This window comes from Pseudomonas capsici (assembly GCF_017165765.1).
GTDB lineage: Bacteria > Pseudomonadota > Gammaproteobacteria > Pseudomonadales > Pseudomonadaceae > Aquipseudomonas > Aquipseudomonas capsici.
On record NZ_JAFGZD010000003.1, the window covers coordinates 11,963 to 33,941 of the forward strand.

23 protein-coding genes and 1 tRNA gene are annotated in these 21,979 nt (G+C 58.6%); 19 read left to right on the forward strand and 5 right to left on the reverse strand.

Annotated features, from left to right (window positions below):
* The first annotated feature begins 8 nt into the window (after positions 1–8).
* The 6 genes from JSY17_RS04670 (at position 9) to nadA (ending at position 5,142) form a co-directional block, all read left to right on the forward strand.
* Entirely contained in the window at positions 9–638 is a 630-nt protein-coding gene (locus JSY17_RS04670; protein WP_117164090.1) for an L-threonylcarbamoyladenylate synthase, read from the forward strand.
* Positions 639–757: 119 nt separating this feature from the next.
* Positions 758–1,456, forward strand: coding sequence for a segregation and condensation protein A (locus JSY17_RS04675; protein WP_183133916.1), 699 nt, complete (start codon positions 758–760; stop codon positions 1,454–1,456).
* Positions 1,457–1,471: 15 nt separating this feature from the next.
* A complete protein-coding gene (gene scpB, locus JSY17_RS04680) occupies positions 1,472–2,233 on the forward strand; it encodes an SMC-Scp complex subunit ScpB (protein WP_206402073.1) in 762 nt (253 codons plus the stop codon).
* A gap of 41 nt (positions 2,234–2,274) precedes the next feature.
* Entirely contained in the window at positions 2,275–2,466 is a 192-nt protein-coding gene (locus JSY17_RS04685; RefSeq protein ID WP_117164093.1) for a DUF1289 domain-containing protein, read from the forward strand.
* 185 nt (positions 2,467–2,651) lie between these two features.
* Complete coding sequence (gene rluB / locus JSY17_RS04690) at positions 2,652–3,863, forward strand: 23S rRNA pseudouridine(2605) synthase RluB (RefSeq protein ID WP_206402074.1); 1,212 nt, start codon at positions 2,652–2,654, stop codon at positions 3,861–3,863.
* 220 nt (positions 3,864–4,083) lie between these two features.
* Entirely contained in the window at positions 4,084–5,142 is a 1,059-nt protein-coding gene (nadA, locus tag JSY17_RS04695; protein ID WP_206402076.1) for a quinolinate synthase NadA, read from the forward strand.
* 63 nt (positions 5,143–5,205) lie between these two features.
* Here nadA and JSY17_RS04700 read toward each other — a convergent pair whose 3' ends face one another.
* Positions 5,206–6,639, reverse strand: a complete 1,434-nt coding sequence (locus JSY17_RS04700) for a M48 family metalloprotease (protein ID WP_117182968.1) — start codon at positions 6,637–6,639, stop codon at positions 5,206–5,208.
* A 148-nt stretch (positions 6,640–6,787) separates the two neighbouring features.
* Between JSY17_RS04700 and JSY17_RS04705 the strand changes: the two genes are divergently transcribed.
* Both JSY17_RS04705 and JSY17_RS04710 read left to right on the forward strand, forming a co-directional pair.
* Positions 6,788–7,039 carry a sulfurtransferase TusA family protein gene (locus tag JSY17_RS04705; RefSeq protein WP_117182967.1) on the forward strand — a complete coding sequence of 84 codons (252 nt, stop codon included), beginning with the start codon at positions 6,788–6,790 and terminating at the stop codon, positions 7,037–7,039.
* 33 nt (positions 7,040–7,072) lie between these two features.
* Entirely contained in the window at positions 7,073–8,143 is a 1,071-nt protein-coding gene (locus JSY17_RS04710) for an AI-2E family transporter (protein WP_117182966.1), read from the forward strand.
* A 44-nt stretch (positions 8,144–8,187) separates the two neighbouring features.
* On the opposite strand, the gene JSY17_RS04715 is transcribed toward JSY17_RS04710, so the two are convergent.
* Both JSY17_RS04715 and JSY17_RS04720 read right to left on the reverse strand, forming a co-directional pair.
* Positions 8,188–8,661: a peroxiredoxin gene (locus JSY17_RS04715; RefSeq protein WP_117164099.1), complete on the reverse strand. Its 474-nt coding sequence runs from the start codon at positions 8,659–8,661 to the stop codon at positions 8,188–8,190.
* Between the two features lie 9 nt (positions 8,662–8,670).
* The gene (locus JSY17_RS04720; protein WP_117164100.1) at positions 8,671–9,234 is read right to left on the reverse strand and encodes a glycine cleavage system protein R; all 564 of its coding nucleotides are present in this window, start codon (positions 9,232–9,234) and stop codon (positions 8,671–8,673) included.
* Between the two features lie 325 nt (positions 9,235–9,559).
* Here JSY17_RS04720 and dapA point away from each other — a divergent pair, with 325 nt between their 5' ends.
* The 6 genes from dapA to gvpU all read left to right on the forward strand — a co-directional run bounded on the left by dapA (position 9,560) and on the right by gvpU (position 13,883).
* Positions 9,560–10,438 (forward strand): 4-hydroxy-tetrahydrodipicolinate synthase, encoded by an 879-nt coding sequence (gene dapA, locus JSY17_RS04725; RefSeq protein ID WP_117182965.1) that lies wholly within the window; start codon positions 9,560–9,562, stop codon positions 10,436–10,438.
* An 18-nt stretch (positions 10,439–10,456) separates the two neighbouring features.
* Positions 10,457–11,572 (forward strand): outer membrane protein assembly factor BamC, encoded by a 1,116-nt coding sequence (gene bamC / locus JSY17_RS04730; RefSeq protein WP_117164102.1) that lies wholly within the window; start codon positions 10,457–10,459, stop codon positions 11,570–11,572.
* On the forward strand, positions 11,573–12,331 hold the full coding sequence (locus JSY17_RS04735; protein ID WP_095067462.1) for an MBL fold metallo-hydrolase: 759 nt from the start codon (positions 11,573–11,575) through the stop codon (positions 12,329–12,331). It begins immediately after the preceding gene.
* A 28-nt stretch (positions 12,332–12,359) separates the two neighbouring features.
* Positions 12,360–13,070 (forward strand): phosphoribosylaminoimidazolesuccinocarboxamide synthase, encoded by a 711-nt coding sequence (gene purC, locus JSY17_RS04740; RefSeq protein WP_117164103.1) that lies wholly within the window; start codon positions 12,360–12,362, stop codon positions 13,068–13,070.
* Positions 13,071–13,162: 92 nt separating this feature from the next.
* Positions 13,163–13,252: transfer RNA gene (locus tag JSY17_RS04745), tRNA-Ser, on the forward strand.
* A 163-nt stretch (positions 13,253–13,415) separates the two neighbouring features.
* Complete coding sequence (gene gvpU, locus JSY17_RS04750) at positions 13,416–13,883, forward strand: gas vesicle accessory protein GvpU (RefSeq protein ID WP_117164104.1); 468 nt, start codon at positions 13,416–13,418, stop codon at positions 13,881–13,883.
* Between the two features lie 57 nt (positions 13,884–13,940).
* Here the strand turns inward: gvpU and JSY17_RS04755 are convergent, their stop codons facing one another.
* Positions 13,941–14,588: an HAD-IA family hydrolase gene (locus tag JSY17_RS04755; protein WP_206402077.1), complete on the reverse strand. Its 648-nt coding sequence runs from the start codon at positions 14,586–14,588 to the stop codon at positions 13,941–13,943.
* Positions 14,589–14,871: 283 nt separating this feature from the next.
* Here JSY17_RS04755 and JSY17_RS04760 point away from each other — a divergent pair, with 283 nt between their 5' ends.
* The 5 genes from JSY17_RS04760 (at position 14,872) to JSY17_RS04780 (ending at position 21,124) form a co-directional block, all read left to right on the forward strand.
* Positions 14,872–16,563, forward strand: a complete 1,692-nt coding sequence (locus tag JSY17_RS04760; protein ID WP_117164106.1) for an NAD-dependent malic enzyme — start codon at positions 14,872–14,874, stop codon at positions 16,561–16,563.
* Positions 16,564–16,807: 244 nt separating this feature from the next.
* Positions 16,808–18,457, forward strand: a complete 1,650-nt coding sequence (locus JSY17_RS04765; protein WP_206402078.1) for a phosphoethanolamine transferase — start codon at positions 16,808–16,810, stop codon at positions 18,455–18,457.
* Positions 18,458–18,656: 199 nt separating this feature from the next.
* A complete protein-coding gene (gene rnd / locus JSY17_RS04770) occupies positions 18,657–19,790 on the forward strand; it encodes a ribonuclease D (RefSeq protein WP_206402079.1) in 1,134 nt (377 codons plus the stop codon).
* The gene (locus tag JSY17_RS04775; RefSeq protein ID WP_025261192.1) at positions 19,787–20,080 is read left to right on the forward strand and encodes a YcgL domain-containing protein; all 294 of its coding nucleotides are present in this window, start codon (positions 19,787–19,789) and stop codon (positions 20,078–20,080) included. The genes rnd and JSY17_RS04775 overlap by 4 nt, the downstream gene beginning before the upstream one ends.
* Before the next feature lie 111 nt (positions 20,081–20,191).
* Positions 20,192–21,124 (forward strand): D-2-hydroxyacid dehydrogenase, encoded by a 933-nt coding sequence (locus JSY17_RS04780; protein WP_122370322.1) that lies wholly within the window; start codon positions 20,192–20,194, stop codon positions 21,122–21,124.
* Between the two features lie 91 nt (positions 21,125–21,215).
* Here JSY17_RS04780 and JSY17_RS04785 read toward each other — a convergent pair whose 3' ends face one another.
* Positions 21,216–21,809 (reverse strand): nitroreductase family protein, encoded by a 594-nt coding sequence (locus tag JSY17_RS04785; protein WP_117164110.1) that lies wholly within the window; start codon positions 21,807–21,809, stop codon positions 21,216–21,218.
* Between the last annotated feature and the right edge of the window lie 170 nt (positions 21,810–21,979).

Genomic DNA, 21,979 nt, shown 5'->3' on the forward strand with positions numbered 1-21,979 from the left:
AAGTTACCGTGAGTCAATTTTTCCAGGTCCACCCGGAGAACCCGCAACCGCGTCTGATCAAACAGGCAGCGGAAATCATCAAGGCCGGCGGGCTGGTGGTGTACCCGACCGATTCGTCCTATGCGCTGGGCTGCCAGATCGGCGACAAGAGCGCCATCGAGCGCATCCGCCGTCTGCGTCAACTGGACGACAAGCACAACTTCACCCTGATGTGCTGCGACCTGTCACAACTGGGGCTGTTCGCCAAGGTCGATACCGGTGCCTTTCGCGCTCTCAAGACCCATACGCCCGGGCCTTACACCTTTATTCTGAATGCAACCCGTGAAGTGCCGCGCCTGATCCTGCATCCCAAGCGTCGCACCATTGGTCTGCGGGTGCCCAGCCATCCCATTGCCCAGGCCCTGCTGGAGCAGTTGGGCGAGCCACTGATGAGTGTCAGCCTGATCATGCCCGGCGACAGCGTACCCTTGAGCGACCCTTATGAAATGCGTCAGATCCTGGAGCATCAGGTGGACCTGATCATCGATGGCGGCATGGGCGGTATTTCGGCTTCCACCGTTATCAGCCTGGCTGACGGGGACCCGCAGATCATCCGTGTGGGATGCGGCGATCCGACGCCGTTCGGTGAAGACGCGTAATGACGACTCCGGAAACGGTAGACAGTCAGGCCGATGCCCAGCAGGAACTGCCGTTCGCTCTGGTCTATGGGCAGGCGGTCACGCAAATGCCGCTGGACCTCTATATTCCGCCGGATGCCCTGGAAGTCTTTCTTGAAGCCTTCGAGGGACCGCTTGACCTGCTGCTGTACCTGATCCGCAAACAGAACATCGACATTCTCGACATCCCGGTAGCGGAAATCACCCGCCAGTACATGGGTTATGTCGAGTTGATGAAAACCGTGCGTCTCGAGCTGGCTGCCGAATATCTGGTGATGGCTGCGATGCTGGCCGAGATCAAGTCGCGCATGCTGCTGCCGCGCTCGGCAGAAGTGGAAGAGGATGAAGAAGATCCCCGTGCCGAACTGATCCGCCGTCTCCAGGAGTACGAGCGTTTCAAGGTCGCGGCCGAAGGGATCGATGGCTTGTCGCGGGTCGGCCGCGATGTGATAGTGCCAAAGCTGGATGCCCCCGAAGCGAGGGCGCGCAAGCTGCTGCCGGATGTCAGCCTGGAAGAAGTCCTGATGTCCATGGCCGAGGTGCTGCACCGGGGCGACATGTTCGAAAGCCACCAGGTCAGCCGTGAGGCATTGTCGACCCGCGAGCGCATGAGCGATGTGCTCGAACGTCTCAAGGGCGGCGGTTTTGTGCCTTTTGCCGAACTGTTCACTGCTGAAGAAGGGCGGCTCGGCGTTGTGGTGACTTTCATGGCCGTGCTTGAACTGGTCAAGGAGTCTCTGGTGGAGCTGGTCCAAAACGAGCCCTTTGCGGCGATCCATGTCCGGGCGCGAGCCGAGTAGAGCAAGAACTGAATCATGAACCTCAATGAACCCCGCGAACTGGCCCCGTTGCTTGAAGCATTTCTGCTGGCTTCTGGAAAACCGCAGACACTGGAGCGCCTGTACGAGCTGTTCGAGGAGGGCGAGCGTCCGGAACCGGCGGTCTTCAAGAAGGCTCTGCAGGTGCTGGGCAAATCCTGTGACGGGCGGGCTTTCGAGCTCAAGGAAGTCGCTTCCGGCTATCGCCTGCAGATTCGCGAGCGCTTTTCGCCCTGGGTCGGGCGTTTGTGGGAAGAGCGTCCTCAGCGCTATTCCCGGGCCATGCTGGAAACCCTGGCACTGATTGCCTATCGCCAGCCGATTACCCGTGGCGAGATCGAAGATGTACGTGGCGTGGCGGTCAACAGCCATATCGTCAAGACGCTGATGGAGCGCGAGTGGATCAGGGTCGTGGGTTATCGGGATGTACCCGGCAAGCCTGCGATGTTTGCGACCACCAAGGGCTTTCTCGATCATTTCAACCTCAAGAGCCTTGAAGAACTGCCGCCGCTGGCCGACCTGCGCGAGATGGAGGCCGAGCCGGTGCTCGAATTCGACGATGCCCCGGTCCCGGCGCATCTGCAGGCCCTGGCCGATGCGAGTCTTGAGCTCGATGAGCAGGAGCCTGAAGCGCCACGGGATGAAACCAGCTTCCGCAGCCTGTTGCTTGAACTCGACTCCATGGAGCAGGGTCTGAAGACCGACTTCGATGATCTGTTGGTCGAACAGCCCGACAAAGAGCCAGAAGACGATGTTTGATATAAACCTGCAGGAAGCGAATTCATTCGCGAACAGACCCTATGAGCAGCACCAGAAACCCCTGCATCAGCCTCTGCAAGTTTGACGATGACATCTGCCTGGGCTGTGGTCGCAGCAAGCGAGAGATCAAGGCCTGGAAGAAACTCGACAAGGACGACAAGCGGATAGTGCTGGCCGAGTCGGCCATGCGTCTGGCGAAGCTGAAGACCACCGGTCGCAAAAAGAAGAAGTGACCGGCAGATTTTCAGTTGCCCCGGGATGCGCAACCGGCTGCATGAGCGTATCATTCGCGACCCTTTGGCGAATCCGCTTCGCCCAGGCATACAGTATTTCGCCTTGCGGCTATCCACAGCGCGCGGGGCAGCAGGTCTTGCCGGTCCTCGGCAATCCCTGATTCGACACACCGGGAGGTGCCCAGATGAGTGAAAAAGACACGCAGGACAGCCAGGAAATCAGACCCGCAGGTGAAAAGCTGCAGAAGGTTCTGGCACGTATTGGCGTCGGTTCGCGCCGTGACGTCGAGGCCTGGATCAGCCAGGGCCGCATCAAGGTCAATGGCCGCGACGCCACCCTTGGTCAGCGCGTCGACATGCATGACGCCATTACCGTTGACGGTCGCGTCATCAAGCGCGAAGAGGCTGCCGAGACGGTACGCCGCGTCATCATGTACAACAAGCCGGATGGCGAGATCTGCACCCGTGACGACCCGGAAGGCCGTCCAACGGTGTTCGACCGCCTGCCGCGCCCCAAGGAAGGCCGCTGGATCAATATCGGTCGCCTGGACATCAACACCACAGGTCTGCTGATGTTCACCACCGACGGTGAGCTGGCCAACCGTCTGATGCACCCGTCTTTCGAGATGGACCGTGAATATGCGGTACGTGTGCGTGGCGAAGTCGATGACGACATGCTGCTGCGCCTCAAGAACGGCGTGATCCTCGAAGACGGTCCTGCCCGTTTCACCGACATCCAGCAGGCACCGGGTGGTGAAGGTTTCAACCACTGGTATCACTGTGTGGTGATGGAAGGCCGCAACCGTGAAGTACGTCGTCTCTGGGAGTCCCAGGGCCTGGTGGTCAGCCGCCTCAAGCGCGTTCGTTACGGGCCGGTATTCCTCAACTCGGACCTGCCGATGGGCCGCTGGCGCGAAATGAGCCAGCAGGAAGTCGACATCCTGGCAGCCGAAGTCGGCCTTACGCCTGTGGCCCAGCCGCAGATGAATGCCAAGACCAAGGACAAGCTGGAACGCTTGCAGCGTCAGTCGTCCCGCCCACTGGGCAAGGGCGAGCGCGTACGCACTCTGCGTCCTGCCAATGGCGCACCGGCCACCAGCGAGCGTGCTCCGCGTCAACCGCAGGTTACTGGCAGCGACCGTCGTGGCGACTCCACGCAGCGCCCGCCACGCAAGGATTCGGGCAAGCCGGGTGCGCGTACCCCGCGTCCTGCCGAGAACGGCCGTGGTACTCCGGTTGCCGAGCGCCCAAGCGATGTGAACAAGCGTCCGGCCAAACCTTCGCCAAAGCGCGCAGGCATCAAGCTGGTCGATGACGATGCTCCATCGGGCAAGCGTCGTGGCCCGCCGGCCGGTTCCGGCCAGCGTCCGGGTTTCGGACGTCGCAAGCCGCAGTAAGGGTTGAATGACTCTGAAAACGCCAGTTTCGACTGGCGTTTTTTATGGGCGCTCGATAGCGAATTATCGAACGGTATCGAGCGAATGATTCTCGTTATGCTGTTTGGCCGCGAAACCGACGAAAAATCAGTCTCTTGCGACCGTTGCCAGCTTTTTTCTTGAATGCCTTTCCGGTGTAAACTTGTCGCTCGCGCTCAAGTGCATTCAGGTCCCGCTAAAAATGACGCAGATTTCCGAACGCTTTCTGGTACAGGCTCACCTCGATGCCAAGCAGCCCAAAGCGCTGAGTATTGAAGAACAGGCCCATTACCGCGCCGAAATCGCTGCCGAACTCAAGGCGCGGGATGCGGTGCTCGTTGCCCACTATTACTGCGACCCGGTCATACAGGCCCTGGCCGAAGAAACCGGCGGTTGCGTGGCCGACTCTCTGGAAATGGCACGCTTCAGCAATAACCATTCAGCCAGTACCGTGCTGGTGGCCGGCGTGCGTTTCATGGGGGAAACCGCCAAGATCCTCAATCCGGAAAAACGGGTATTCATGCCGACGCTTGAAGCCACCTGTTCCCTGGATGTCGGCTGTCCTGTCGATGAGTTTTCCGCTTTCTGCGATCAGCATCCTGACCGCACCGTGGTGGTCTACGCCAACACATCGGCCGCAGTCAAAGCCCGTGCCGACTGGGTTGTAACGTCAGGCTGTGCCCTGGAGATCGTCGAAAGCCTGATGGATAACGGCGAGAAAATCATCTGGGCACCGGACAAGCACCTGGGGCGTTATATCCAGCGTGAAACCGGTGCCGACATGTTGCTCTGGGATGGTGCCTGTATCGTTCACGAAGAGTTCAAGTCCAAGCAACTGCAAGACATGAAGGCGCTGTATCCGGACGCTGCCGTGCTGGTCCATCCCGAGTCGCCCGAGGAGGTCATTGCCCTGGCCGATGCGGTGGGCTCTACCAGCCAGATGATCGCCGCCGCCCAGCGCATGCCCAACAAGACATTTATCGTGGCCACCGACCGCGGCATTTTCTACAAGATGCAGCAGTTGTGCCCGGACAAGGTCTTCATCGAAGCGCCAACGGCCGGTAATGGCGCGGCGTGCCGCAGTTGCGCTCATTGTCCCTGGATGGCGATGAACACCCTTGAGCGCACCTTGCAGTGCCTGCGGGAGGGCGGCAACGAGATCTTCGTCGACCCTGCGTTGATCCCCCATGCCGTGCGTCCTCTGCAGCGGATGCTGGATTTCACCCAGGCGGCTCGCATGAAACAGGCGGGGAATGCCTGATAGCGGTGCCTGAAATGAAAATCCCGGCCATGTGCCGGGATTTTCATTCTGGGGTGTGAACAGTCAGTTCATCATGTCCTTGACCATTCGTTCCTGTTCGATCAGGTCTTTCTGCCGGGCATCGATCCGCGAAGCCAGCTGGAAGTTGTTGCTGGCGCGACGCTTGGCGAAATCCAGTTGCTGAATCGCCTGCCGGAAGTCGCCGACCAGGGCGAAGTATTCGGCGCGGGCCTGATGCAGGCCGATGGTGTTGCCATTCAGGCCCCTTGTTTCGGCCACCACGTACCAGATGTCCGGATCGTCTGAGCGGGTCTTGAGCAGCGCTTCGAGGCCTTTCTCGGCTTCTGCGGTGCGGTTCTGCTTGAGCAGCACGTCGATCCGCACATTGTTCAGAGGGTAGTTGTTGGGATACAGCGTGAGCATCCGGTCAACCCGCTGCTGGGCATCCGCCAGGCGGTTGTTGGTGATGTCCAGATCGATCTGTGTCAGGTTGTAAGTGATGTCGTTGGGGGCCTTGGCCAGCAGCGGCTTGAGCTCTTCACGGGCTTCATTGAGCTGTCCGGCCTTGATCAGCGCGATGGCCAGCCCGTAGCGTGCCGAGTCGGAGTTGGGGTTTTCAACCAGTTGGGCGCGGAAACGTTTAGCGGAGATCCCCGGGGTTTCCTCATAGATCAGTGCGACCCGAGCCCGCATCAGTTGATAGAGAAGGCTGTCTTCCTTGCCGCCCGGCCTGGCCTGTTCGGCGCGGTTGCGGGTGTCGGCGATACGCGACTCGCTGACCGGGTGAGTCAGCAGGAATTCCGGTGGTCTGGCATCGAATCGATACTGGCGCATCAGGCGCTCGAACATGGTCGGCATGTTGCGAGGGTCATACCCGGCTTTTTCCAGGTTCATGATGCCGATGCGGTCCGCTTCCTGTTCGTTCTGGCGCGAGAAGCGGCGTTGTTCCTGGATGGCCGCAGCCTGTGAGCCGGCAATGGCTGCAATACCGGCGTCGCCGGCACCCGCTGCGGCCATGACGATACCGGCCAGCATGGCTGCCATTACCGGAACCTGCATGCGTTGCTGGGCTTCGACACCGCGGGCGAAGTGGCGCTGTGACAGGTGAGCCAGTTCGTGGGCCATGACCGAGGCATATTCGCCTTCGGTCTGGGCGTTGAGAAACAGTCCGCCGTTGACCCCGATGATTCCGCCGGGTGCCGCAAAGGCGTTCAACTGGGGGCTGTTGATCAGGATGAACTCGAGGCGTCGGTCCTGGACCTGACTGGTTTCGGCAAGGCGATAGACCGAGGTTTCGACGAAGTCCTTGAGCTGCGGGTCGGACAGTTGGCCCACCTGGGCGCGCAGCATGCCCAGCCAGGCACGGCCCAGCTGGTGCTCCTGTTCGGGCGAAACGATGGAAGAGCTGGCGTCGCCCAGAGATGGTAAATCATCGGCCATGCTTGGCGTGGCGAGCAGGCAGGCGAGCGTGAGCAGTGTAGGACGCAGGAAATTCATGCACGAGGCTCTAGGCTGGAGAATGGTTACTGTAGCTGGCTCAATGGCTTGCTGACCAGAGTGAGGTATTCTTCTTGTTCTGTCTGAAATGCCTGCCTGTATTTTTTCGAATACTTTTTAACTTGATGTGTCCGCCAGGAGAGAAACGATGTCTGACGCTGTAACGCGCCCCGAGGCCTGTGATGCCGAACTCGATGCCTGTGGCCTCAATTGCCCGTTGCCGTTGCTCAAGGCCAAGATGGAACTCAATCGTCTGCCCAGTGGTGCGGTACTGAAAGTCGTGGCGACCGACGCGGGGTCGCAGCGTGATTTCAGAACCTTTGCCCGGCTGGCAGGCCATGAACTGCTGCATGAAGAGGCCAGTGAAGGCGTCTACAGCTACTGGTTGCGCAAGGCGTAAATCACAGCCCGTTTTTTCTCGAAAGGATGTTTGATGTTCAAGGTGCTTCGCAATTGGGTGCAGCTCTATTTCTCGGATGAGGAAGCGGTTGTACTGGCGGTCCTGCTGATTCTGGCATTCACCCTGGTCCTGACCCTGGGTGGCATGCTGGCTCCTGTTCTGGCCGGGCTGGTTCTGGCGTTCCTGATGCAGGGTGTCGTCAATTTTCTGGAGCGCCTGCGCATGCCGGAAGTGGGGGCAGTCGGTCTGGTATTCGCCCTGTTCATCGGTGTGTTGCTGGTCTTTCTGCTGGTTCTGGTCCCGCTGCTCTGGCATCAGTTGATCACTCTGTTCAACGAACTGCCGGGCATGCTCGCCAAATGGCAGTCGCTTCTGCTGTTGCTGCCGGAGCGTTATCCGCATCTGGTGTCGGATGTGCAGGTTTTGCAAGCCATTGAGGCGGCCCGTGGCGAAATAGGCAAGATCGGCCAACTGGCGCTGACGTTTTCCCTGTCCAGCCTGCCGTTGCTGGTCAATCTCATGATCTATCTGGTTCTGGTGCCCATTCTGGTGTTCTTTTTCCTCAAGGACCGCCAGATGATCGGTCGCTGGGTACGTGGCTATCTGCCGCGTGAGCGCGCCTTGCTGACCCGGGTCGCCGAGGAAATGAATCGCCAGATCGCCAATTACATTCGTGGCAAGGTCATCGAGATCTTCATCTGTGGTGGCGTGACCTACGTGGCATTCGTGGCTCTGGGCCTCAACTATGCCGCGCTGCTGGCGATGCTGGTGGGGGTGTCGGTGGTTGTGCCTTATGTGGGCGCGGTGGTGGTCACGGTGCCGGTGGCGCTGATCGGTCTGTTTCAATGGGGCTGGGGCGATCAGTTCATCTATCTGATGGTGGTGCACGGCATCATTCAGGCGCTGGACGGTAACGTACTGGTGCCGCTGCTGTTCTCGGAGGCCGTCAATCTGCATCCGGTGGCGATCATCTGCGCCGTGCTGCTGTTTGGCGGGTTGTGGGGCTTCTGGGGGATATTCTTCGCGATTCCGCTGGCGACCCTGTTCAAGGCCGTCCTCGACGCCTGGCCGCGTCATGAACCGAGCGTGGCACCGATGTTGTAGCGCTGGTAGCGGCGCCTTGCGCGCCGCACCAGATGAGCGTGCTATCAGGCCTTGTTCAGGGCCTGAGCTTCTGCCAGTACTTCGTCCACATGACCCGGTACTTTCACTCCGCGCCATTCCTTGCGCAGTACACCTGCCTTGTCGATCAGGAAGGTGCTGCGATCAACGCCCAGATATTCCTTGCCATACAGCTTCTTGAGTTTGATGACATCGAACAGCTGGCACAGGGCTTCGTCCTTGTCCGAAATCAGCTCGAAGGGAAACTCCTGCTTGGCCTTGAAGTTCTCGTGGGCCTTGAGGCTGTCGCGCGATACGCCGAAAACCACCGTATTAGCGGCCTGGAACTGCGCAATGCTGTCACGGAAGTTCTGGCCTTCGGTGGTGCAGCCCGGCGTGTTGTCCTTGGGGTAGAAATAAATGACGACCTGCTGGCCCTTGAGCCCGGCAAGGCTGACAGCCTGCCCGCTGGTGGCGGGTGCCTGGAAATCGGGAACGGGTTGATCTACTGCTACTGCCATGAGAACTCCTTACATGGGGGCTTGAGGGCGCCATGGTTCGATCAGCGCATCGAGGTTCAGTGCGTCGGCGAAGTCCAGGAACTGGTCACGTAACCAGCTGATCTGGGTACCTGCCGGCAGCGTGACCGTGAACGTCGCGTTGAGCATGGTGCCACCGGTCTGCGGAGCCAGGTAGGTATCGCAGATCAGGTTTTCCAGCTCGACGTTATGGTCGATGAAGAACTGGCAAAGCTCGTTGATGATGTCCGGACGGTAGGCCGAGCTGACGTAAGCCACGTACGGCAGGGCTTCAGGGCGGTTTTCCAGGGTGGCGCTGCGCACGACGCTGATGGTGAAAGCGTGCTTTTTCGACAGCCCCGGCAGGCCTGCCTCCAGACGGGCCAGGGCATCCCAGCTACCGGATACCTGAAGGATCAGCGCGCTGCATTCACCATGACGGGTCAGGCGTGAGCTGACGACCGAGCAGCGGTTTTCATGGCTGGCGCGGCACAGGACGTTGGTCAGTTCCATAGGGCTTGCGCCCAGGGCACTGATGACAAGGAATTGTTCGCGAACTGTGGGGGTGGACGACATGCAGCATTCCTAAGCGATGAGCGGTCGGTACTTTTTGGCCCTGCCGGACTGTTTCGACGATCGTGAGCGCAAGACACCAGTTCCGGCCCCGCCGTCGTACGCCTGCATGGCATGACCATGGTAGGGCTGCAACGCGCTGGCACAAGGGGGTTGGCGACAAAAAACGATCGAATGAACGAGGTGCGCAGATGACCAGTAACGATCAAAGGACGAAGGGTAGCGAAAACCATCGCTCAGGGGAATGCTCACAGTGCGGTACTTCGCTTGTACAAGGCTGATGGCGCCAGTACCATTACGGCTCTCTTTTTCCGGCAGGAGCGGTTGCATGATTGCGGGCAGTATGGTGGCACTGGTCACACCCATGGATGCACAAGGTCGTCTGGACTGGGACAGCCTGAGCAAACTGGTGGACTTCCACCTGCAAGAGGGCACCAACGCCATTGTTGCCGTCGGCACTACAGGTGAGTCGGCGACACTCGATGTGCACGAACACATCGAAGTCATTCGTCGTGTGGTCACCCAGGTTGCAGGGCGTATCCCTGTCATTGCAGGTACCGGCGCCAACTCCACGCGCGAAGCCGTCGAACTGACGACCAACGCCAAGACCGCAGGTGCCGATGCATGCCTGCTGGTAACCCCTTACTACAACAAGCCGACGCAGGAAGGGCTGTTCCAGCATTTCAGCCACATCGCCAAGGCCGTGGACATCCCGCAGATCCTCTACAACGTGCCGGGTCGTACCGCTTGCGACATGCTGCCCGAGACGGTCGTGCGTCTGTCGAAGGTCGACAACATCATCGGTATCAAGGAAGCCACGGGCAACCTGCAGCGCGCCAAGGATATCCTGGCAGGCGTGAGCAGCGATTTCCTGCTCTATTCCGGCGATGACGCCACGGCCGTCGAACTGATGCTGCTGGGCGGCAAGGGCAATATTTCCGTGACCGCCAACATCGCGCCGCGCGCCATGAGCGAGCTGTGCGCTGCCGCCATGCGTGGCGATGCCGAAACGGCGCGTGCCATCCATGAAAAGCTGATGCCGCTCAATAACACCCTGTTTATCGAATCCAACCCCATTCCCGTGAAATGGGCTCTGCATGAAATGGGTCTGATGCCGGACGGTATCCGTCTGCCGCTCACCTGGCTCAGCGAAGCCTGTCACGAACCGCTGCGTCAGGCCATGCGCCAGTCCGGCGTATTGGTTTAATTGAGGAAGCATTACGCAATGAAGCGACTGGCCGGACTTTCCGCACTAGCCTTGATTATCTCCAGCACCAGTGGTTGCGGTTGGCTATGGGGGCAGGATGGTTACTTCCGCGATCGCGGCAGTGACTATCTGGAAGCAACCCAGACCGCACCGATGCAGGTGCCTGCCGACATTTCCAACACCAAGCGTCTGGATCCGCTGCTGCCGATCCCGCGTAACGTGGCTGACAGCACCGTGAAGGGCGAATACAAGGTGCCTCGCCCTCTGCCTCTGTCGGTAGCCTCCGAATCGAGCGATTTCAGCTTGCAGAAGAGCGGCGATGCCCACTGGGTCCTGGCCCAGCGTCCGCCTGCCGAAGTCTGGCCGGTGGCGCATCAGTACTTCGAAGACAACGGCTTCCGTATCGCTGAAGAGCGTCCACAGACCGGCGAATTCAGCACCACTTGGCAGCGTCTGGACGAGCTGTCCGCTTCGGTTGCCAAGCGCCTGACGGCCAGCGGCGTATCGGCCGATTCCGAAACCCGCGTGCGGGTTCGTATCGAACCGGGCGTGCAGCGCAATACCAGTGAAGTCTACGTGGTCAGCGTCGAGCGTCCGGCGGGCAGCACTGCCGACGTCGGCTTCCCGCCGCGTACGACCAACATCGGTCTTGATGCAGCCCTGACCGACGATCTGCTGGCCAGCATGAGCCGCAACGCCGAGAAGGGCGGTTCGGTGTCTCTGGTGGCGGCGCGTGACTACGATACGCCAAGCCGTGTAGCGCTGAGCGAAGACGGCAGCGGCAACCCGGTTCTGACTGTCGGTGCCGATCTGGATCGTGCATGGTCGAGCGTGGGTCGTGCGCTGGATCAGGGTGAATGGCGCGTTGAAGACATCAACCGCAGCCTTGGCCTGTACTACATCAACCTGGCAGAGAAGGCCAACACGCCTGCGAACGAGCCCGGTTTCTTCGGTCGCCTGTTTGGCAGCAAGTCCAGCAAGGAAGAAATCGAAGCCCGTGCCGAGCGCTATCAGGTCCGCCTGAGCAAGGTGGGTGACAGCGTGCAGGTGACTGTCGAGAAAAACATCAACACCGTTGCGCCGGCCGACGTCGCTCGCAGGGTCTTGAGCGTCATTCAAGACAACCTGGGTTAAGTGCGTTTCGCTGTTCTGGGCAGCGGCAGCCGTGGCAACGGCACGCTGGTCGCAAGCAACGATACGTACGTGCTGGTCGATTGCGGTTTCTCCCTGCGGGAAACCGAGCGGCGTCTGGCGCGACTGGGAGTCAGCGCCAGGCAATTGAGTGCCATTCTGGTAACCCACGAACATGCCGATCATGTGCATGGCGTGGGTTTGCTGTCTCGGCAGTACAATGTGCCGGTCTATCTCAGTCGCGGGACCTTGCGCGGGATGCGCAAGCCGGTCGAAGCCGCCGGGGTGGTGGAAGGTGGTCAAAGGTTGCAGGTGGGCGCGTTGGGCATCGATGTGGTGTCCGTCGCCCATGATGCGCTGGAGCCTACCCAGTTCGTCTTCAATGACGGACGCCGCCGTTTCGGCCTGCTGACCGACCTTGGGTCTTACTGTCCCAACGTGCTGCAAAGCTATCATGGCCTGGATGCCTTGATGATCGAGGCCAACCATTGTCGCGACATGCTTGCCCGGGGCCGTTATCCGGTCTTTCTCAAGCAGCGTGTGGGAGGCGAAACAGGACATTTGAACAATCATCAGGCCGCAAGCCTGGTGAGCGAACTGGGATGGAGGGATCTGCAGCATCTGGTGCTGGCCCATCTCAGCAGCAAGAACAACCTGCCGTATCTGGCCCGGCAATGTTTTGCCGACACTCTGGGGTGTGACCCGGACTGGCTGGAACTGGCCGATCAAGATTCAGGGCTCGACTGGCGACATATCGCCTAGCCCAACTACTTAGCAAGCGGAGCCCATCATGGAAAAACGTGAAGAACTCTACCGCGGCAAAGCCAAATCGGTTTACAAGACCGACGACGCTGACCGCTTGATCCTGCTGTTTCGCAACGACACCTCGGCGTTCGACGGCAAGCGCATCGAACAGCTGGACCGTAAGGGCATGGTGAACAACAAGTTCAACGCCTTCATCATGCAGAAGCTGGAAGAAGCGGGCGTGCCGACCCAATTCGACAAGCTGCTGGGCGACAACGAGTGCCTGGTCAAGAAACTGGACATGATCCCGGTCGAATGCGTCGTGCGTAACTACGCGGCCGGCAGCCTGGTCAAGCGTCTGGGTGTGGAAGAGGGTACCAAGCTCGATCCGTACACCTTCGAGCTGTTCCTCAAGGACGACGCCAAGGGCGACCCGTTCATCAACGAATCCCACGTCGTGGCATTCGGTTGGGGCACCGCCGAGCAACTGGTTCGTATGAAAGAGCTGTCGCTCAAGGTCAACGAAGTGCTCAGCAAGCTGTTCGACGACGCAGGCCTGCTGCTGGTCGACTTCAAGCTCGAGTTCGGCGTATTCCATGGTCAGATCGTCCTGGGCGACGAATTCAGCCCGGACGGCTGCCGCCTGTGGGACAAGGACACCCGCAAGAAGATGGACAAGGACCGCTTCCGTCAGGGCCTCGGTGACGTCATCGAAGCTTACGAAGAAGTCGCAAACCGCCTGGGCGTCCCGCTTTAAGGCAAAAAGTTGCGCAAGCGCTTGATAGCACGAAAAAAATTAGCGTAAAGGGCTTCGCCTTACGCGCCGATGCTGTTATCATGCGCGCCGTTGGAGAGATGCCAGAGTGGCCGAATGGGACGGATTCGAAATCCGTTGTACCTTCACCGGTACCTAGGGTTCGAATCCCTATCTCTCCGCCATACATTGAAAAGCCCCGTAGATTCTGTCTACGGGGCTTTTCTGTTTTCTGGGGCGTGCTTCACGGATCTCCAAGAAATCCCACCTCTGTCTGCCCCTTTGCTTTTTTTCAGCTAAGGTGTGGTAGAGCCAAATCTCACGTTTTGTGATGCAAGGAGCTATCAGATGTCGGACGTAAACCAGGCACAATCGCAACCGTCTCCCAGCCAAAGCCATGATGATGTCATTGCCCAGTTCAAGTGGCAGGGCAAGCAGATCGACTGGCTGCTGCAGTGGCTTGTCAAATTCGTTGCAAACACCAAGGTTGAACTGGGGATTACCCTGTCGGTCGGCGGGAACCTCGTTTCCGGCCATCTGATTTCCCATGATGCCTACTTCGAGCAACTGGCCGCAGATATCTCTGCACCCTTCAGCAAGTTCAATAACGGTACTGATGAGTCGATGAAGGAGATGATTCTGTCGTTCAGGCCAGGGGAGTCCAATGAGGACACTCCAGCGTTTCACTTCATCCATCTGAAGGATTGCAGAACCTACTCGACCGATGAAAGCCCGATCTGCGACGCAGGTGTGCTGTGGCGCGGAAGGATTGCCGCTGTCGATGGCTTTACCATCGGGCTCATTGCGCGAAAGTGAAAGCCTGAGATACTGAATGGCCCCGGTGTGTTGACCGGGGCTTTTTGTTTGTGACGTTTACAGGACCAGTTTCAGCCATTGGCCCTCTGTTTCGACACGGGTCTCAAGGTAGCTCTTCAGTGTCACATCCTGAGTTTCATAGGGATGCAAGTGGGCTGCCGTGATCACCACCACACTGGCCCCGGCGGCCTTGGCTGCGGCGATGCCGGCGGGTGCGTCTTCAAAGACCAGACAGTCCTGCGCTGCCACGCCGAGTCGCTGGGCGGCCAGTAGAAAACCATCGGGCGCGGGTTTGCCTTGGGCCACGTCTTCAGCGGTGATGACGATCTCGGGCAGTTCCAGGCCGGCAGCACCCATGCGTGCCTGGGCCAGGGCAAGCGGGGCCGAGGTGACCATGGCCCAGCGGTCCCTGGGTAGTGAGGCAAGGAATGCCGCGACGCCTTCAATCGCGACGACGCCTTCTACATCTTCGATCTCGGCCTGTGAAATGGCTTCGGCTTCCTGCTCTGCATCGATGCCGGGCAGGTTCTGTCGGCGCACGGTATCGATACTTCTCACGCCATGGATGGTCGGTAGAAAGGTATCTACATCGATGCCGTGCTTCTGTGCCCATTTCGCCCACACCCGTTCGGCGGAAATCACAGAGTTGAGCAAGGTCCCGTCCATATCGAACAGGAATGCCGAAAATCGCTTCTCGTTGAGCATGCAGGCCTCTTGTGAGTGGCGTTGATAACGGGCAAATATGCCTATGCAGTACCGGCTTGTGCAAGGCAGGACGTTTATAGCGAGGCATCATTTGGCCACGTTTTGCGCGACAAAATGCCGCAATCGGCTTTATCGCAGGTAATATGTGCCATCCGATTTTTATGCCCGGAATGGCCTGATAGAGAACTGGCAACCAGAAAAAGAACAAGAAACAGAGCGCCAGGCTGCCCGCCCCGGTCGATACCCAGAATCATGAGTAGACGAAAAAAGGCGATTAGAAAAAATGACCAACACTTCGCGACCTTTGTACATTTCCTATGCCGGCCCCTCGCTGCTGGAAATGCCCCTTCTGAACAAGGGGAGTGCTTTTACCCCGCAAGAGCGGGTCGAATTCAATTTGATCGGGCTGCTGCCGCAGAACGTAGAGACGATCGAAGAGCAAGTTACCCGGGTGTACAGCCAGTACAAGCAGTGCGCCAGCGATCTGGACAAGCATATTTATCTGCGTTCGATCCAGGACAACAACGAGACCCTGTTCTTCCGCCTGCTGGATTCGCATCTGGACGAGATGCTGCCGATCATTTACACCCCGACGGTCGGCCAGGCGTGCCAGGAATTCTCCAAGATCTACCGCACCCATCGCGGGTTGTTCATTTCCTACCCTGAGCGCGACCGCATCGACGATATCCTGCGCAGCGCCACCAAAGACCGGATCAAGATCATCGTTGTCACCGATAGCGAGCGTATTCTGGGCCTGGGCGACCAGGGCATCGGCGGCATGGGCATTCCGATCGGCAAGCTGTCGCTGTACACCGCCTGTGGTGGCATCAGCCCGGCCTATACCTTGCCCATCGTGCTGGATGTCGGCACCAATAACCGCGAGCTGCTCGACGACCCGATGTATATGGGCTGGCGTCATGAGCGGGTCAGCGGCAAGGAATATGACGACTTCATCGCTACCTTTATCGACGCCGTTCAGCGTCGCTGGCCGGATGTGCTGCTGCAGTTCGAGGATTTCGCCCAGTCCAACGCCATGCCGTTGCTGGAGAAGTATCGCGACGAACTGTGCTGCTTCAACGATGACATCCAGGGTACCGCATCGGTGGCTGTGGGCACCTTGCTGGCTGCCTGCAAGGCCAAGAACGAGACGCTGGGTCAGCAGAAGGTCGTGTTCCTGGGCGCCGGTTCGGCCGGTTGCGGGATTGCCGAGCACATCATTGCCGCGATGAAGATCGAAGGTCTGAGCGAAAGCGAAGCGCGCAAGCGTATTTTCATGGTCGATCGTTTCGGTCTGCTGACCGAGGGCATGGATAACCTGCTGGACTTCCAGCAGCGTCTGGCCCACAAGGCGGGTGATGTTGCAGGCTGGGCTGCCAATGGTGAGGCTTTCCCGCAATTGCTCGATGTGGTGACCCATGCCGGTGCCACGGTGCTGATCGGCGTTTCGGGCCAGCGTGGCCTGTTTACCGAGCAGGTTATTCGTGAGCTGCACAAGCATTGCGCCAAGCCGCTGGTCATGCCGCTGTCGAACCCGACCTCCAAGGTCGAAGCCACGCCGGAAGAGATCCTGCGCTGGACCGATGGCAATGCGCTGGTTGCCACAGGCAGTCCGTTCGCGCCTGTAGAGATCAATGGTCGCACGGTGCATATCGCGCAGTGCAACAACTCCTACATTTTCCCGGGCATCGGTCTGGGCGTGGTGGCGTGCAAGGCTTCGCGTATCACTGACCGGATGCTGATGGCGGCCTCCAATGCGCTGGCGGAATGCTCGCCGATGGTTTCCGGGCTTGGCGATGCCGTCCTGCCGCCGCTCAAGGAAATCCAGCAGGTCAGCCGCAAGATCGCCTTTGCTGTGGCCAAGGAGGCCCAGGCCGAAGGTCTGGCGCTCGAGACATCGGATGAAGTGCTGCTGGCGTCCATCGAGCGCAACTTCTGGGTGCCTGAGTATCGCGGTTACCGTCGTCGTTCGGTCTGATTCCGGCGCTTCACTCAATGCCTCTTCGCGAGCGTGCTCGGGAAGGGGCATTTTTATCGTGTATTCGGACGCGTTATTGCTTTCGGTTCTGGAAGGTTTTTTCCTACGATGAAATAAGTTTTATACGACCAGTTATTCGCATCCTTTTCACAAAAAATTGATAGACTCCCGCCTAAAGTCTGCGCATGGATGGGCCGTCTGGTTCACTCCATATTCGAAAAGAAACTACATAAGCAGACTGTAAATGCTGAAGATCAAACCTGTTCGTCCAGAAGTTGTCACGTTGATTGCCAGTGCCTTTCTATTGTTCGGTTTTAATGTCAATTTCTGGCAGCATCTTTTCGAGATTACCGGGGGTAGCACAAAGGGCATCGCCATACGAATAGCCTTTGGTGTGATGGTCTTCTGCGTATTCAATATTGTATTGACGCTGCTTTCATTCCGGCGGGTATTGAAGCCTGTACTGATCTTCCTGTTTTTTGCCAGTGCCGGTGTTGCCTATTTCATGAACGAATACGGCGTCATGATCGATGCCGGCATGTTTCGCAACTTCGCAGAAACCAACCCGACCGAAGTTCAAGGTCTCTTGTCCTTGAAGATGGGGGCGTACATGCTTTTTCTGGGTGTGCTGCCATCCGTGTTGTTGTGGAAGACGCCGATCAACTATCGCCGTTGGCACCTTGAGCTGTTCAGCAAGGTGCTGGTCTGTGTTGTCTGCTCGGTATCGATGGGTGGGGTAGCGCTGGCGAATTATCAGGGGCTGTCTTCGCTGTTTCGCAATCATCATGAATTGCGTCTGATGGTCGTGCCGAGCAACTACATCGGAGCATCGGTCGGCTACCTGAGTGAGCAGATCATCTCGTCCCGGCGGCCATTCCTGGTCATAGGCGAAGATGCCCGACGCTCCCCGGACTGGTCGACGCACACCCGCAAGTCCCTGACGGTTCTGGTGGTGGGCGAAAGTGCCCGCGCAGAGAACTTCGGCATTCTGGGGTATGGGCGCAATACAACGCCAAAGCTCAATAAACAGAGTGGGCTGGTGGCGTTTACCGATGTCTATTCCTGTGGAACCGAAACAGCCGTGTCGGTGCCTTGCATGTTCTCCAACATGGGGCGCAAGGATTACAACGCTACCAAGGCCCGTAATCAGGAAGGGCTGCTGGATGTGCTGAAGCGTGCAGGTATCGAGGTGGTGTGGCGCGACAACCAGTCCGGCTGCAAGGGCACCTGCGACCGCGTGGCTTTCCAGGATGTCAGCAACCTCAAGGACCCGCTGCTGTGCGCCAACCACGAATGTCACGATGAGATCCTGCTGCAAGGCCTTGAAGCCTTTATCGACAGCCTGGATAAAGACACCGTGCTGGTGCTGCACCAGATGGGCAGCCATGGACCGGAGTATTTCAAACGTTATCCCAAGGCATTCGAGAAGTTTACGCCTGTCTGTGAAAGCAATGCCCTGAATAACTGCAGTCGTGAAAGTATTGTCAATGGCTACGATAATACGTTGCTGTATACCGATCATGTATTGTCTTCATTGATCGATATATTGCGCAGTCGTCAGGATAAAGTTGACACCGCCATGTTATATCTGTCGGATCATGGTGAGTCGCTGGGTGAATATAATCTGTTCCTGCATGGCACGCCTTATATGCTGGCTCCGGATCAGCAGAAGCATGTGCCGATGATGATATGGTTGTCCGATAACTATCAGAAGTCTTTTGCAGTCAATCCTGAGTGTCTGGCAAAGGAGCGCAATGCGCCGCTGAGTCAGGACAATCTCTTTCATTCGATGCTGGGTCTGTTGAAGGTTGATACCAGGGTTTATGACCCGAGCCTCGATATGTTTTCCGGGTGCAGAAGTTCGATCGGCAATGGTGTGGCGCTCGACAGATAATCGATAGCCCTGGCTGTGATGCGCGGGGTGTCGTGACCGGAGGCGCATCGCAGCCCCATGAACCGTCTCATCCGGGAAGGCTCACTAATCTGCTGTTTTTCGGCGATCTGCATGAAGATATCCAAGAGTTTCAGGCCAGATGCGCGATAAACCTCCTATGGCGATATATACTGCGCGCCATTGATCAAGGGAGAGCCGTGTGGCCATCGATATTCATTGGATTCGCGACGACGACAGCCTCGCCCGACAGTGCGCGCAGTGGCAGTCGCTGCCATTTGTCGCGCTCGACACCGAGTTCATGCGGGTCGACACCTTTTACCCGATTGCCGCGCTGTTGCAGATCGGCGACGGTTCCAGCGCGTGGCTGATCGACCCGTTGCTCATCAGCGACTGGACGCCTCTGTCCGCATTGCTTGAAAACACCGACGTCATCAAAGTGGTCCATGCCTGCAGCGAAGACCTGGAGGTGCTGTTGCGCCTGACAGGCAGCCTGCCGGCTCCACTGTTCGACACGCAACTGGCGGCCGCTTACCTGAACATCGGGTTCTCCATGGGCTATTCGCGTCTGGTGCAGGAGGTATTGAATATCGACCTGCCCAAGGGCGAAACCCGTTCCGACTGGCTGCAACGCCCGTTGTCGGAAACCCAGATCAGCTATGCCGCCGAAGATGCCGTCCACCTGGCCGAACTTTTCGGTCTGCTGCGTCCACGCTTGTCGGACGAAAAATACTTCTGGGTGCTCGAGGATGGTGCTGAGCTGGTCGCCAACCTGCGCCGGGAAACCGATCCCTACGAGCTTTACCGCGACGCCAAGCTGGCCTGGAAACTGTCGCGTGCCCAACTGGCGGTATTGCGTGAGTTGTGTGCCTGGCGCGAGATACAGGCGCGTTCGCGTAACCTGCCGCGCAATCGCATTGTGCGTGAGCATTCGCTGTGGCCGCTGGCCAGGACCCAACCGGACAACCTGAGTGCGCTGGCCCGAATTGAAGACATGCACCCGCGTACGGTACGCCAGGATGGTGAATTCCTGCTGGAGCTGATCAGGAAGTCCGGCAGCCTGCCGCCGGATCAGTGGCCGCCGGCCTTGCCCGAGCCTCTGCCCATCGAGGCTTCCGGCATCCTGAAAGGTTTGCGCGCCATTGGTCAGCAATACGCCGAACAACTGGATATTGCTCCCGAGGTCGTGCTGCGCAAGAAGACCCTCGAAGCCTTGCTCAAGAGCGGCTATCCCGATGGCCCCTATACATTGCCCGATTCGCTGCGTGGCTGGCGCCGCGAATTAATGGGTCAGGCGCTGCTCGACAGCCTGACCAATGCAGGAGAACAGCCTTGAAACGTATTTGCTCCATTTATCGCAGCCCGAAAAAGAACGAGATGTACCTGTATGTGCTCAAGAGCGATGTGCTCAAGCGTGTGCCGGTAGAGTTGCTGGCTGCGTTCGGCACGCCTCAGCATGCTTTCGATCTGGTGCTCAGCCCTGAGCGCGCGCTGGCTCGTGAAGATATCAACAAGGTGCTGGAAAACCTCGACACCCAGGGTTATCACTTGCAGATGCCACCTGCCGAAGAGGAATACATCCAGCACTTGCCCGAAGAATTGTTGCGTCGCAACGATCCTGTCTGATCCGTTGTAGCGCAAGGTAGTGCCGGTCTGGCCGCCTGTTTCACAGTGTTCTCGGGCTGACCGGCCCATGGCTGTTGCAGCTGTTTGTCCCGTTTTTAAGGTTTTTGAAACATGCGCGTTCTGATTGCCGAACACGATTACCTCATCTACACCCAACTGTTGCGCAAGGTAGCGCCCGAAGTTGAAATCATGAGCAGCGGCGATTCTGCCGAGCTGTCTCGTATGGCCGGTGAATGCAAGGTCTGGCTGGGACAGCCTGACCTGCTGGCCAATCTGTTGCGTCAGGGGCACAAGCCGCAGTGGTTGCAATCGACCTGGGCGGGGATTACCCCGTTGCTGGCCGAGGGCGTATCCAGGGATTATCGACTGACGCGGGCGGTCGGTATCTTCGGTCAGGTCATGGCCGAGTACCTGTTGACCTACATGCTCGGCCACGAACGTGAAGTGCTGGCGCGCCTGATGAGTCAGGTCGAACGCAAATGGGACAATCGTCCCGGCCAGAGCCTGTACGGTCGCAAGGCACTGATCGTGGGTGCGGGGGATATCGGCCAGCGTGTCGCGCAGTTCCTCGTACCTTTTGGCGTGCAGGTCTATGGTGTCGCGTCTCAGGCGCGTACCCAGGAGCCATTCGTCGAAGTCGGTGCTCTGGCGGATCTGGAACAGATGGTGGGCGATATGGATTACGTCATCAACCTGCTGCCCAATACCCCGGCAACCCACGATTTGTACGACGCGAAACTGTTTGCCGCATTCAAGCCCTCGGCGCTGTTCATCAACGTCGGACGTGGTGTGGCGGTGGTTGATGCGGATCTGGTGGAAGCCTTGAAGGAAGGACATCTGGCCGGGGCCGTGATCGACGTGTGCCGTCAGGAGCCGTTGCCGCAGCGTCATCCGTTCTGGACCGCCTATGGCCTGCTGCTGACCGGGCACAGTTCTGCACCGACATCGCCTCTGGCCATGACCGAATTGTTCGTCGATAACCTCAAGGCTTATCAGGCGGGTGAGCCGCTGCGCGGGGAAGTGGATTTTTCGCGGGGGTATTGAGGGGAGGGGAGCTGCAAGTTTAAAGCTGCAAGCGGCAAGCTTGAAGCTTGTCTCTTGCAGCTTGCAGCTTGCAGCTTGCAGCTCTAAAAAACTACAACGAAAAATCACCCTCGGCCGCCAGTTCTGTCACCGGCTTGCGTGGGCTTGGGACTTCGCGGCCTTGCAGGTATTCGGGCAGGATCGCCTTGTCACCCAGTTTGCCGATGGCCACGACTGCATGCACGGCATAACCTTCGGGAATGTTCAGCTCCTTGCGGGCCAGTTCCTTGTCGAAGCCTGACATGCCATGGGTGTACCAGCCGCTCAGGCTGGCCTGCAGGGCCAGGTATCCCCACGCCGAACCGGCATCGAATTCGTGTGTGGTTGCCGGACTTTCTTCGGTTGCGCCAGGAGCTGCGAAAGTGGTCTTGGAGATGACGATCACCAGTGCCGAAGCGCTCTGTGCCCAATTGCGGTTGAACTCAACGAGCAGGCTCAGGTAACGCTCCCAGTTCGGTGTGTCGCGACGAGCATAGAGGAAGCGCCATGGCTGCGAGTTGTAGGCCGAGGGTGCCCAGCGTGCGGCCTCGAAGAAACTCAGCAGGGTTTCCTGTGGAATGCTTTCACCTGTGAAAGCGCGAGGTGACCAGCGATTGGTGAATTGCGGGTCGATGGTGTAGTCGGCGATACGGGGATTAGTGCTCATGCGAATCCTGTCGTGGCGAAGGTTAGAAGTGAGCATGACATGATGGGCCGTGGTCGGCAGGCATTGTCTGTGCCCTCAAAAGCCTTCTAACGCTACTGTTTTGCCACGCCTGTGACAAGTGAAGTGTCGAAGACCGGCAGTCGCAAATGCTTGGCCCGCACCCGATGTGC